The sequence below is a fragment of the Hominimerdicola alba genome (assembly GCF_900112155.1).
GTDB classification, from domain to species: Bacteria; Bacillota; Clostridia; order Oscillospirales; family Ruminococcaceae; genus Hominimerdicola; species Hominimerdicola alba_D.
This window is the reverse complement of the sequence record NZ_FOKQ01000066.1, coordinates 1-12631: the sequence shown is the minus strand read 5'-3', so window position 1 is coordinate 12631 and position 12631 is coordinate 1. Positions and strand designations below refer to the sequence as shown.

Here is a 12631-nt window from a genome sequence, read left to right as displayed (position 1 = left end):
TTTCTTTTCCGCTCTTTTCCATGATCCCGGTGATCCATTCAAAAAAGCCTGCGAATCCTTCTGCGTCATTTGTGAACACATAGGCCTTCTTTGAATACTCCATCCCTCTCCAGTCAAATGCTCTGGCATAGTGCTTTTCGCTGCCTACATCGATCCCGACAATTATTTTTTCTTCTCCTACTTGCAAAATCTTTTCATTTTGTGTATAATACATATAGAGGACACCTTTCTGTAGTTTGTATTACTAACTTTCGCATCGTCAGTATTTACATTCTACACTGAGGTGTTCTTTTTTGCAACCCCTTGATTTGTTTGGTTACAGGAAGCTCCAGTATGGTCATAAGTGTTTTCTGTTCTTCTTTCTCTTTTTCTTGCCCTTTGCCGCAAGTTCCTCGGTCAGCTCCTCCGACAGATATGTATTCCTGAACTCCATAAACGGCGGTTCATAGGAATAAATGCGTTTCTGAGGGCTTGCGTAGAAGTTAATCACCTCAAACGCAAACTGTTCAAAAGCCATATCGTTATATCTGAAAAAACCAGTAAGCATAAGCGGCACGGCGATGAAAACGACTATCCACGAGATAGCCTCCTGCGGCAGAAAATGGTGTCCCCAGATATACAGGGGAACACAAATCGCAAGCGAAACTCCTGCACAGATGCACTGCCGCAGGGTCAGTCCGAAGAACAGCTTTTCACGGTAATTCTTTATCTCTTTAGGAATACGGATCTCTATCATAAGCGTACACCTCGTAAAAATAGTCATTCAGGCGCACAAGTCCGTAAACTGTATAGAGTATCCCAGCCAGTCCCACGAACAGTGCCGCCCAGTATATGAACTGCATTTCTTATCTCCTCCTTACCCTGCGCACGATAAATGCACCAACTGTTCCCGCAGCTATGACCGCAACGGATATGATTATCTTCTTGACCATTCAATTCACCTCCTACTAACCACAACCAAGGGCTTGTCTTGCCCATTGTCCCGATTTAGCCACACCGAGAGCCAATGACAGTGCCACAATGGTTATTCCTATTGTGTCTGCACCGCCAAGCAGATCAACGACCTGCGAGAATGAATAGAACATCAGAACCACCACAAGCCCTTGCAGGCAGACCGCCGCATAGCTCTTTATGAAGCCCTTTGCGGTATCATGCCAGCCCTCTGCGGCAAACGTTGAAAGCGGTATCGGGGACACTGCGGTATATACCACTATTTCAAAAATTCGTCCGATCAAGATCAGATTTATTACCCAGCAGGCTCCCATTAATATGAGAAATGTGGGCATCGTTTCAAGGTATTTCACCAGATAATTAAGTCCTAAAAAGCCCGCCTCATCGGGTTCGGGAAGTATGTCGCTTGTCGTAAACTCGGATAGAAAACCATAACTGTCCTCTATCAAGCCTGACGCCACCGAATTGAAGCTGTTGTAGATTATCCCCATGAGTCCGCGGGCGTTCTGCACAATAACTTTAGCCAGAATGAACTTGAAGAAAACCTTGAAAACCTGTTCGTATGATTGTATTTTGAGGAGCATGGCTTCGTTGCAGAGCTGTATCGCAAAAAACATCGACACAAGAACGAGCGCCACCCCCTCGACAGCAGCAAGCGCCGTATCAATGGCGGTGATGCTGCTGTTGAACGGAGAGATCGTCAGAGTATTCATAGCGGTGTCGAAAGCGTTGTTTATCATACAAAGCCAGTCATACACCCAATCCTCGACGGTATCCCAATCTATAAGATCCATTTAACCAACTCCTTTCTTCTATGGAGCCGGAGATCATACTGTGAACATATCGTAAGCCTTAGCGACCGCATACACGATAAAGCCGGATGCAAGACACATCAGACCTCTTGTCTTGCCGTCTGCGGAATCGTCCTTGAAACCGAGGGCAAACTGCACCGCACCGATAAAGCCGATAACAAGACCTATTCTTGCTACCCAGTCAACGATGAACTGAACGACCGTGTTAAACGTTTCAACGCCGTCACCCTCACCCTCGGCAAATGCGGTAATACCGAACGCTGATGTCATCATCATGACGGCCATAAATCCCATCGTGATTCTGCGCATGGCTCGCTCACGCTTTCTGTCACGCTGCTCAGTTGTCAGCATATTATTACGGGTAAAATCCTCTCTGAAGGCGGTCTTTATTTCAGCCACCTTTCTGCGGATCCATCTCATTACACATCACTCCTTTTCATATTGAAAGTCGAATAATTTGAATATTAGAAATCATCGTAATAATCATCGAGGTAGTTTTCATCTTCGACCCCGATGAAATCACTGTCTTTTGTAAATATCGGCTCTGCCATCACAACGCTCTCTTTGCCGTCCAGCTTTGCCTGTTCGGGCTCGCCGTCCTCCGGCAGCTTAGGTATTTTGTTCATCATAGCGGCAGCCGCCTGCATCTCGGCAATACGGCTGTGCGGCTGCTGCGACCCGGTATCGACACTCTCCACATGACAATCTTGCTCATCATCCTGCGTAGTATTTTCGGGAACAGATTCATGTTCGGGAGTATCGTCATCTGCCGGCTCGGTGTGCAGGTCATCGTCATCGACCTCCGCCGCCTGATCGAACTTCACGGTATTCACATCACCGATAAGGTAAGCGTTTTTATCGTCGAAGTCCTCCAGCAGCTTGTAATTCGGGTGCCGCTCGATCTTGAACTTATTGCAGAAAAACGGGAAAATGCCCCTGACGAACAGGATACATTCGTTATCCTTCATCGTCTTAAGCTCGTCGATAGTCATCAACTCACGACCAAGTATTCCGTCGTTTTCAGATGTTGACCCCTGCCGCCCTCTTGTACGGTTATGCGACCTGGTATCTATCGTTTCCTTTCCGAGCGTCTTTGAAATATGTTCAAGAGTTGTCGGCTCCTGACCGCCCAAGAACAGCAGGCTGTCGCAGTTGCCGAGTACATTCTCCCAGCTGTCCTTGTACATCTTTTTGAGCTGTGAGAGGTTCTGGATAATAACGTTCGCAGAAATCTCCATAGAACGCATTGTAGCCAATAGTTCCTCAAAACGAGGAATTGTGCCGACGTTCGCAAACTCATCGAGCAGACAGCGCACATGAACAGGCAGCCGCCCTCCGTACTTGAAATTCGCTCGGTCATACAGCACATCGAAAAGCTGAGTGTACATCATAGCCGCCAGGAAGTTGAACGTATCGTCCGATGAAGGGATAATGATATACATCGCCGTAGGTCTGTCGCCTATCGTTTCAAGGTGGATATTATCACAGCAGGTCAGGTCCATTACCTCGGGGATATTGAACGCCTGCAAACGCACCGCTGTCGAGATCAGTATCGACTTCGCCGTATCTCCCGCCGCCTTCTTGAAATCCTTGTAGTATTTAAGGCACATATACTGCTGAGGCTTTTTGTTTTTCTGCGCAAGGTCGATCAGATTTAACTCCTTGACCCTCTTGTCTAACTTTTCAGCCTCCTCGGTATATTTATCGGGATTTTCAAGCGCATCGAAGATAAGGTCGAGATCGGACATATATGCCTCATCGCCCTCCCTGACCTCTGCCTTTTTCAGCAGCTTCATTACTTCGCTGAAATTCTGTCTTGACTTATCTTCACATTCCACAAGATAAAAACAGAGAGCCGCCAAAAGTGCTTTCGTCGAATCATCCCAGAACTGGTCTCCCCCACTGTTTTCCTTTGCGGTGTTCTTCATCAGCACATTCACCATCTTGATGACGGCGGTCGCACTGTAATTTCCGTCCACATCATAGATGTACTGGAAAGGGTTATAGTTATTGCTGTGTGCCATATCTATAAGGTTGAACACCCGAATATCGTAACCGTAGCTTTCGAGCATCTTTCCTGTTGACCGCAGCAGCTCTCCTTTCGGGTCGGTACAGACGTAAGAGGTGTTTGCCTGCATGAGATTGGGCTTGACGTAAAATCGGGACTTGCCCGATCCGCTGCCGCCGATTACCATTACATTCAGGTTTTTCCTCGTCTGCCTTGTGTTCAGCGACATTTTGACCTCATCGGTCAGGATAATGTTGTTATCAATGGTGTACGCCTTGTCTTTCTTTTTCCAGAATTTCAGCTTTTTAAAGAAATTGTGTACCTTGACCTTGAACGGCAGCTTGACCTTTTTCGGCTTATCCAGCAGACTCTTGATCTCTTTGGTATTTGCCCAGCGAGCAGAACCATGCTCTTCGCCTTTTCTATGAAATTTCTTACGGCTGGTATATTTATTCAGCGCATACAGCCCGATGCCGAAAGCCGTGAACAGCGGTATCTTCATAGCATAGCCGCCGCTTTTTACAAGCTCAAAAACGAGCCGGGTGTCCTTTAATATACTATCCAAAGATTTGGACAGCAAATCAAAATCGACCTTGCCGTTTTCATTGGCTGATACGTCCATACAGGCACCGACCGCCGCCGAAAAGTAAACGGTGAAACCCGCGAGAGCCGAATAGATACTGACCGTGATAAAGTCCGCTTTCTTTGGCTCTCGACTTATTTTCTCGCCCCCCTGTTCCTTGTCTTGTTCGTAAGCGGATTAGTAGGCTTAGCGATTTTCGCCTTAGCTCTCTGCAAGGTATTCATTGAAACGCTCTGCTTCTTCGCCTTATTGAAGATCTTTTCAGCCTTGCCCCTGCTTATACCAAACTTGTCCGTCAGCTGCTTTAAAGCCGATTCCTTATCCGTCAGATCGAGTCGCAGCACCGTGTTGCCGCCCGTGACCGTAAAGCTGTTCTGAGATTCTCGCTCGATGACGAAATTCTTGAAATTCAGCGTCACAGCCTTTTCTGCAAATCCGAGCTTTTCAGCCTTCGCCATGAGCGCAGCTATCGTTTCACTGTCCGTGACCTTGAGATAGTTCCGGATATTCCTCTCGACTTCATCACGCCGGATACTTGCCCCGGACAGAACCACGAAGTTGCCCTCGCTGTCGGTTATGGTCAGGTGCGGGGTCTTTTCGTCCTTGAATTTCATTCTCGCAAATGAAAACTTCTCGGTGAGGATATTATCGTCTGCCAACTTTATATCCTTTTCAAAGTAATCCATCTGCTCGACCATTTTCGAGCTGCTGTAATAGAACTTCTTCTGTTCATCGGTCAGCCGCCCCGCAAGGACGTTTGCGACCTCCGCCGCCTTGAATGGCTCGAAGCCCATACGCTCGTTCAGCATACGCTCCAGTCGCGCCTTCGTACATAAATTCATCGTGAGCTTCCTGCCGTCGTTCAGGTCGGTAACAACTATCTTCGGTTTTCCCTTTTCCTTCACGACCTCGACAGAGATCTTCGACAGCTCCTTCTGCATTTTTCGGTAGTTTTCGAGAGCCTGATTTATCTGCTGCTCGTATGCCCCGTTAAAAATGCACTTCACGCCGTCCTTCGCTTCCATGAAATTCACGGGAATATCGTGGTCGCCACAGTACATCTGAAACCCCTCGACCTGCGTTTTTTCGATGGTTATCATCTTCTCCGCCTGCGTCGGCTGTTTCAGCTTTTCCTGCACAATGTCACGCACGATGCTGTCAAGGGCAGCCTTGTCCTTCGTGTTGAAGAATACAGAAAGGGTATTCGCCTTACCTTTTTCCTGCACTCCTGCGATAGGAATATCCAGCTTTTTCGCCCTTTTGACAAGCTCTTTGTAGTCAGACTTATCAAAACTCGGAAGCATACCGATCTCGCCGCCCGATTTCAGCTTTTTAATGCTGACTTCGCCTCCGGACAGCTTGTTCGCCTTGATCTTTTGCAGCTTCTCGTTAACTCTCTGACGTTCTTTGTCGAGCTCTATCTTGATGATCTCCAGGATCACATCGGTGGTTTTCGATATGAGTTCCGTGGTCATAGATACGCCGGCAGATGCAACGTCGTCTCCGTGCATGGTCATCCCTCCTCTCATTTTCAATTCTGTGAGGAGGGCGCCAACCAACTCCTCTCATAAGGTAGGAAACGGGAGAGCATTTTTTTCTGGTCAGTTAGAACGAAATCTACTTTTTGCACAAATCAAGCTAATCCAAAGTATTCTTTTCCGTAGCTTCTTACAATTGCTTTGATCTTATTGACCGACTCCCACACAGACTTGGGACTTACATTTTCAGACCTTGCAATCTGCGCTGCGTTCTGATCGTAAATAAGATACTTTATCGCTCTGCGGCAGAGAATCTCCCCGTACTGCTCAAAAACCCTCTTGACTGTCAGGTAGCGTTCGATCTTTTCTGTGTTATCACTTGTATATATCCCATCCATTTCACCCCTGATATCTTCATCAAATCCCAAACCGTCACATCTGTTGTTGTAGTTTTTATCTTCCGCATTATCCTCGTTCCTGTAAGCCGCTAACGTCATGCACAACTCATTCGTGACCTCCATAAAAACGGGGCAGTCTCTGTAATCCTTCTGCATATCCTTGACCTTGATAAGAACAGTCCTGCGATTTTTAACGTGGTCCATCTGACTTTCATACATCTCTCTGGTGACAAATACCTTTGTCTTTTTACTGCACAGATGGGGATACAGCTTCTTTATATCTATCCTCACATCGTTCTCATCGGTTCTTTCCTTGGTGCAGGTTCTCATCAGCACATTATATTCACAAAGGTCATAGTAAGCTTCTCTGCTGACATCGAAAAACTCTAAGCCTGAATTGTCATCGGAAAAGTAATCACCGACCCTTATTCTAACCTTCTCACCGATTGTTGCTGCCTTTACGTTTGCGTCCTTGATATTCTTATTCATGATAAATTTCCTCCGTTTTGAAAAATGTTTTGATTGATTTTTGTTAAGCTCAAATTCAAAACGGAGATCATGGATATTTGGCTGTCATGCACAGCCATTTTGCCGATAAGAACACGAAAAGCCCCTTTCCCGCACATAAATGCCGGAAAGGGGCTATCTAACACAGTACAAAATCGAGCACAAAAAAAGCGCTGCACAAAACGACCGAATAAGCCTGCGTACATGAGTACAGATATACTCATATACCGGTTTTTCGGTCAGATTTTGTACGGCGCTTGGTAGTCCGCAGTTTTTTACGCTGCGCCTCCGCTAAGACGGGTTTCTCTCCCGTCCCAATTATGCACGATTAGAAATCTTAGTCTATATACAATTGTATTTTTTCGGGTATTCTCAGAAATACCTCTTTGCTGTCCTGAAATACGCAAGATTTATCGCAAAAATGCGCTTGCACTTGGGACACTTTATATTCATATGTCCGGTGCAGTCGGAATAAACGCTCTGCACCTTGTAATTGCACTTTGGGCATTTGATGAACCTCTCGTTCAGCCCTGCCGCGTCTATTTCCATAGAGGAAATAGAAAGATATTTATACATAGCCTCAGTGGTCACTCGCAGCACCTCCGAGGAAAAAGCCTCCCGTAAGCTCTTTTATGTTATGCTTTTCGAGCATATTCAGATGCTTCAAACGGATAATGAGTGCGCTCATGGATACCTGCATGAAATCGGCGATCTCACGGAGCTTGTTCTGAGTTTCTCTGTCAAAGGTATCATTACCGTAAACACATATAGGCTGATCCTCCATTACCGAGCGGCAGGTGTTTCTCACAAGTCTTCTCGGCATAAGGAGCGCGGCAGCACCTCTGTCCGCCTGAAGCTCCCTTTTATCCATGAGATTTTTGAGTTCTGCCACAGAGCATTTCTTTTCCATGCTGAACTCGGTGCGGTATGCCGCGATAGGGGTTCCGTTATTAAAAACGGTTTCAAGATGATGATACACCTCATGAGCCAGCGTAAAGCGGCGTTTATGTTTCTTTTCGTCAACCTTAAGTTCATTGGCTATAAGGATGTTAAATGCGGGAAAGGTCACGCTCCTCGGACCTTCTTTAGTCATAACGTTTACCGCAGTTTCTCCGTCGGAATAGAAACCGAGCCTTTTTTCATCTTCCTCATTACAGAAGGAAACATATCTGAGCGTCAGTCCGATAGACTTTGCAAAGCCTGCAATGTCAACGGGCTGGTACGAATAGTAAAGTCCTGCAAAATCCTTGATAAGCTGCTCGCAGATCTCGTCCTGCGCTCTCGGTGATAAATAGTAGTTCATGTTTCTTTACTCCTTTCACTTTACCTGATCTTTTTCCTGTTATATGATATATTAAGCTATCAGCGCCCGTGACCGGGGCTTGCACGTTTGCTGCGATATGAATTATATCACTTTCAAAATCCAAAGTCAAGCGCATTTAGCCAAATATTTAAAATTTTGTAAGTTTGCACCTAAAAGCGCATTTCAAATGCGCAAAAATCAAAAAAATAGATAAATTGACGTTATTTTGCGGAAACCCTATTGACAAATGCACTTTTTTGTGGTATTTTAATTATACTAGATGCGCTTTTTAAAAACAAGTTGAGCGCAAACAAACGGAGGAATAGTTATGACATTTGGTGAGAAACTAAAAAACCTGCGCATTTCAATAGATAAGACGCAGGGAGAAGCGGCAGACGGAATAGGCATTTCAAGGAGAGCTTTGCAGCAGTATGAAATGGGCGAAACTATCCCGAGATTTGACAGGATATATGAACAGGCAGCAAAATACTATAATGTCCCCGTAGAGTTTTTAAAGAACGAATCCGAAGACGATTTTAAAAAGTGTGCCGAATATGGTTACGGTGCCAAAGGTAAAAAGCAGGCAGAGGATCTTGCTAACGAGATAGCTGGTCTTTTTGCGGGCGGCGAGCTTTCCGAGGAAGACGCGGACAAGATCATGAAGGTCATGGAAGAAGCCTACTGGGAAATAAAGATAAGAAAAAAGAATAAAGACAACAATACTTGATGTTCCGGAGGTATTCAAACATTGGAAAGTATCTATGCTCTTGTTATGCAAATTATTTTGACATATATGACGAGAGACCCCTTTGAGATTGCAGAAAGTCTGGGGATACTCGTAAAAGAAGCAGACATGGGTAATCAGCAGGGCTTTTTCAGATATATTGATGGTGTTCCCTGCATTTTCATTTCATCACGATTAAATGTGTTTCAGCGGCTGATAGTGTGTGCTCATGAGCTTGGACACTATTATCTTCATTCGGAAATAGCAAAGGAAAAAGTGCTCCGGGAGTTTGGACTGTTCAACATGAAAAACATAGTTGAAAATGAAGCTAACGTTTTCGCCGCAGAGCTGCTTATTGACGAAGATGAGTTACTGGAAAAGTTTGAAGAAGGCTATACCATATTTCAAGCTGCAAGTTCTTTGGGCTACAGCACCAATCTCATATATATAAAGCTGGGAGAAATGAACAAACGCGGCTATGATTTCGATTTATCATGGGGAAACCGTGAACTGTTCAACTGATGATATTTTGAGTTATGAAGGGAGGGAGTGCAATGGCAGAAAATTGCTATATGTGCGTGGATTTAAGCAAGTTTTTTCGCAAGTGCAGAATGTGTAGCCAGGAACCTTGACCCGAATACGACCGATCTCGTTGTAGCAGATAAATCGAGAGGCAAGGGAGCTATCTGCCTTGCAGTATCTCCCGCCATTCACAAGAAAGGCGTCAAGAACCGCTGCCGCCTTTATGAGATACCTGACAACCTTGATTACATCATTGCAAAGCCACGAATGAGAATGTACATGAACATTTCGGCGCATATCTACGGCATTTACAAGAAATTCGTAGCCCCCGAGGACGTTTATCCTTATTCCATCGACGAGGTTTTTCTGAATGCCGGTCCATATCTTTCGTTATACAAGATGACCCCGAAAGAGTTCGCCAATGCGATAATGGACAAGATAATGGAAGAAACGGGCATCACCGCGACCGCAGGTATCGGCACGAATATGTTTCTTGCGAAAGTTGCGCTTGACATAACGGCGAAGCACGTTCCCGATCACATAGGCGTTCTTGACGAGGACACCTTTATTGCGACTGTTCAGAAGCACCGCCCCATAACCGACATCTGGGGTATAGGCAGAGGAACAGCGCAGCGGCTGGAGCGTTTCGGAGTATATGACCTTGAAGGGATAACCCATATTCCCGAGGCAACCATGTACCGAACCTTCGGCAAGAACGCCGAGATATTGATAGACCACGCTTATGGCAGGGAGCCATGTACACTTGCCGACGTTCAGAATTATCAGTCAAAGACACGTTCTTTGTCAAACAGTCAGGTGCTTTTCAAAGATTATTCACATTCAGGTGCTCGGCTCATACTGAAAGAAATGGTGGACAGCCTTACGAACGAGCTTGTGGGACAGGCTATGTACACTAATCACGTTTCACTGTATATTCGTTACAGTAATGACGTTATAGCCCCTACGGGTGGCTCGAAGAAACTGGAACAGCACACCAATTCCTACAAGGATATTTCAGAGATGATGCTGAAAATATACGACAGCACCACAAACAAAGGATACAGTATCCGTCAAATCGGTATCAGCTATGGTGACTTGGTATATGAGCACTGTGAGCAGCTATCGTTTTTCAAGGACGATGTTAAGGCACAAAAGGAACAGCATCTTCTTCATGCTGTTTCGGTCTTAAAGGACAGGTTCGGCAAAAACTCTGTCCTGCGCGGCATGAGCTTGCAGGAGGACGCAACGGCAATGATACGAAATACACTTGTAGGAGGTCACAGCGGTGGATAGAGCAGAACGTGCAAAGATATTCATGCCCTTTGCCAGTTTGAAAGGCTACTATGACCTTATTCTTGCCCAAGAAGACGGACAGGAGGTCAAGCGTCAGGTCGATGACGAGACCGCCGCAAAGATCTCCGACAAGCTGAACCGTATCAATAAAGGCAGCAGCGTCAAGGTCGAGTATTTTGAGTGCGGCAACTACATCACTGAGAAAGGAAAGGTCAGCCGCATTGATTATTCATACAAGTTTCTTGTGGTGAACGAGCAGAAGATCTGGTTTGATGATATAATGGATATTGACGACTATGTTCCTTACGGACGGGAAACGTGGCTGTAAATAAGGAGAAAGACTAAATGGGATATATATTTTCAACATGCAAGGACGGCAAAAAGCTGGTTATAGACAGATATGAAACCATTCTGGCAACAGACGAGGAGGTCGAAATAGCCAAGCTATATCTTCTCCCCGAATTTGATGATGACTTTGTAAGAATGGAGAAGGAGCTGTCCGAAGATGTAGCATCTTATGTATATAGGAGAACGCTTGTTATTTTTCTCGGATATGTGCAGGAATGGATGAACACTGCGTTACACTATAGCTCATTCGAGTATGAGTACAGACCCTCGGCTACAGAAGAAGCAGTCATGGTTATTGCTACAAGGATTTCTTTAACGGATTTTGTATCGGAATATATAGAGAGAAAAAGTTACTTACGGGATTATACTATATATCAGATTTCTGATGAAAAGATATTAAGCCTTCGTGAAGAGTTTGAAATAAAAAATAAACCATCTGAAGACGGGCTGATAACCATTGGTTCCACTGCATATCACGTCGATAACTACGAACGAGTGATCACGGTCACAGTGACAAACCGCAAAGGATTTTTCTTCTTCTGCAAAGACAGTGAGGGAGAAGACTATTATGTTCCATACCACGAGCTCTTCCGAACAAAGGAAGAAGCAAACAGAATGGTTTCGGAAAGAAATGAACGCAGGAATAATGCAATTGAAAAATATCATCTTCTTGATTCCACAGATGATGAGAAATTACAGAGTGATCGAAGCTTAGCGCTTGAATGGCTACATTTTAACCAGGATATACCTGAACTGCTGGTTAAGAAGCTCGAAAAAAGTATTGAAATAATGGCAGCAGTTTGAGAATGACAACCCGACATGGATAAGCAAATGGTTTAAACAAGAAAAGGGCTTGCTCCGATGTGGAACAAGCCCTTGAAACATCCGGTGTAACAAACTAACAATGCACCCACCAGTTGAGTTAAGTACGAAAGCCGAGAACCCCGAGGTGATTTCATACCACGCGGAAATAAGGCGTAGATCAGTCGAGTAATGATATGAAAATATTATGCAAAACTTTTGGTTAACATCAAAAGAGGTGCCAAGCAAGTGAACTGTATACTATGTACATTTTCTAATATAGATTTTATGCATTATGACCAGGCGACAATTTATGTCACCGCCCACTCATACGCATGAAAAAACCCAAAAACATAGTGTTTTCGGGCTTTTTGTAGCTCCCCGTGTTGGACTCGAACCAACGACCCTGCGGTTAACAGCCGCATGCTCTACCGACTGAGCTAACGAGGAATATATGAAAGTCTCTATGAAAATATGAAACTTTCAATTATGTATGCCTCTCAGCTCATTTGTTGGGTACGACAACTTATGAATTGCTCTACCGACTGAGCTAAGGAGGCAGATATACCAAAACACTCCGAAGAGTGTTTTGGGAAGAGCCGGCGACAACTTATTTTCCCGGGCGGTCGCCCGCCGAGTATTTTCAGCGAAGATGAGCTTAACTTCTGTGTTCGGCATGGGAACAGGTGTGACCTCATCTCAATGATCACCGACTATAGATTGAGGACAATAACCTCAAAATTGAATAATGAAACATTTAAGGACTAACATAATTTAGGACAAGCCCTCGACCAATTAGTACACGCTAGCTTAATGCATCACTGCACTTACACTTTGTGCCTATCAACCTTGTAGTCTTCAAGGGGTCTTACTCATAAAGATGGGATATCTTATCTTAAGGGC

General features: G+C 45.0%; 14 protein-coding genes, 1 tRNA gene, 2 rRNA genes and 2 pseudogenes. 6 read left to right on the top strand and 13 right to left on the bottom strand.

Annotated features, from left to right (window positions below; translation table 11 throughout):
- The 10 genes and pseudogenes from BM265_RS18525 to BM265_RS18485 form a co-directional block, all read right to left on the bottom strand.
- A pseudogene (locus BM265_RS18525) lies at window positions 1-214 on the bottom strand (IS110 family transposase); the annotation flags it as partial.
- Window positions 215-337: 123 nt separating this feature from the next.
- The gene (locus BM265_RS18520; RefSeq protein ID WP_074963415.1) at window positions 338-736 is read right to left on the bottom strand and encodes a PrgI family protein; all 399 of its coding nucleotides are present in this window, start codon (window positions 734-736) and stop codon (window positions 338-340) included.
- A complete protein-coding gene (locus tag BM265_RS20945) occupies window positions 714-842 on the bottom strand; it encodes a hypothetical protein (protein WP_278288238.1) in 129 nt (42 codons plus the stop codon). Before BM265_RS20945 ends, BM265_RS18520 begins: the two co-directional genes overlap by 23 nt.
- A 105-nt stretch (window positions 843-947) precedes the next feature.
- Entirely contained in the window at window positions 948-1745 is a 798-nt protein-coding gene (locus tag BM265_RS18515; RefSeq protein WP_074963414.1) for a hypothetical protein, read from the bottom strand.
- 33 nt (window positions 1746-1778) lie between these two features.
- Window positions 1779-2183, bottom strand: coding sequence for a hypothetical protein (locus BM265_RS18510; protein ID WP_074963413.1), 405 nt, complete (start codon window positions 2181-2183; stop codon window positions 1779-1781).
- 44 nt (window positions 2184-2227) lie between these two features.
- Window positions 2228-4336 (bottom strand): VirD4-like conjugal transfer protein, CD1115 family, encoded by a 2109-nt coding sequence (locus tag BM265_RS18505; protein WP_242940906.1) that lies wholly within the window; start codon window positions 4334-4336, stop codon window positions 2228-2230.
- A 152-nt stretch (window positions 4337-4488) separates the two neighbouring features.
- Complete coding sequence (locus BM265_RS18500; RefSeq protein WP_074963411.1) at window positions 4489-5865, bottom strand: DUF3801 domain-containing protein; 1377 nt, start codon at window positions 5863-5865, stop codon at window positions 4489-4491.
- A gap of 122 nt (window positions 5866-5987) precedes the next feature.
- A complete protein-coding gene (locus tag BM265_RS18495) occupies window positions 5988-6719 on the bottom strand; it encodes a hypothetical protein (protein ID WP_074963410.1) in 732 nt (243 codons plus the stop codon).
- Between the two features lie 390 nt (window positions 6720-7109).
- On the bottom strand, window positions 7110-7328 hold the full coding sequence (locus BM265_RS18490) for a hypothetical protein (RefSeq protein ID WP_013483859.1): 219 nt from the start codon (window positions 7326-7328) through the stop codon (window positions 7110-7112).
- Window positions 7318-8040 carry an ImmA/IrrE family metallo-endopeptidase gene (locus BM265_RS18485; RefSeq protein WP_074963409.1) on the bottom strand — a complete coding sequence of 241 codons (723 nt, stop codon included), beginning with the start codon at window positions 8038-8040 and terminating at the stop codon, window positions 7318-7320. The genes BM265_RS18490 and BM265_RS18485 overlap by 11 nt, the downstream gene beginning before the upstream one ends.
- 328 nt (window positions 8041-8368) lie before the next feature.
- Here BM265_RS18485 and BM265_RS18480 point away from each other — a divergent pair, with 328 nt between their 5' ends.
- The 6 genes and pseudogenes from BM265_RS18480 (at window position 8369) to BM265_RS18460 (ending at window position 11731) form a co-directional block, all read left to right on the top strand.
- The gene (locus BM265_RS18480) at window positions 8369-8767 is read left to right on the top strand and encodes a helix-turn-helix domain-containing protein (RefSeq protein ID WP_074963408.1); all 399 of its coding nucleotides are present in this window, start codon (window positions 8369-8371) and stop codon (window positions 8765-8767) included.
- 21 nt (window positions 8768-8788) lie between these two features.
- Window positions 8789-9286: an ImmA/IrrE family metallo-endopeptidase gene (locus BM265_RS18475; protein WP_081358527.1), complete on the top strand. Its 498-nt coding sequence runs from the start codon at window positions 8789-8791 to the stop codon at window positions 9284-9286.
- A gap of 129 nt (window positions 9287-9415) precedes the next feature.
- Window positions 9416-9736 (top strand): annotated as a pseudogene (locus BM265_RS20810) (DNA repair protein); the annotation flags it as partial.
- A complete protein-coding gene (locus tag BM265_RS20805; RefSeq protein WP_431768001.1) occupies window positions 9716-10579 on the top strand; it encodes a DinB/UmuC family translesion DNA polymerase in 864 nt (287 codons plus the stop codon). The pseudogene BM265_RS20810 and the gene BM265_RS20805, both read left to right, overlap by 21 nt.
- Window positions 10572-10907, top strand: coding sequence for a YolD-like family protein (locus tag BM265_RS18465; protein WP_081358526.1), 336 nt, complete (start codon window positions 10572-10574; stop codon window positions 10905-10907). Before BM265_RS20805 ends, BM265_RS18465 begins: the two co-directional genes overlap by 8 nt.
- 17 nt (window positions 10908-10924) lie before the next feature.
- Window positions 10925-11731 carry a hypothetical protein gene (locus BM265_RS18460; RefSeq protein ID WP_074963407.1) on the top strand — a complete coding sequence of 269 codons (807 nt, stop codon included), beginning with the start codon at window positions 10925-10927 and terminating at the stop codon, window positions 11729-11731.
- 374 nt (window positions 11732-12105) lie between these two features.
- On the opposite strand, the gene BM265_RS18455 is transcribed toward BM265_RS18460, so the two are convergent.
- The 3 genes from BM265_RS18455 to BM265_RS18445 all read right to left on the bottom strand — a co-directional run.
- Window positions 12106-12178: transfer RNA gene (locus BM265_RS18455), tRNA-Asn, on the bottom strand.
- 147 nt (window positions 12179-12325) lie between these two features.
- Window positions 12326-12442: ribosomal RNA gene (rrf, locus tag BM265_RS18450) — 5S ribosomal RNA — on the bottom strand.
- Window positions 12443-12503: 61 nt separating this feature from the next.
- Window positions 12504-12631 (bottom strand): 23S ribosomal RNA (locus BM265_RS18445); the annotation flags it as partial.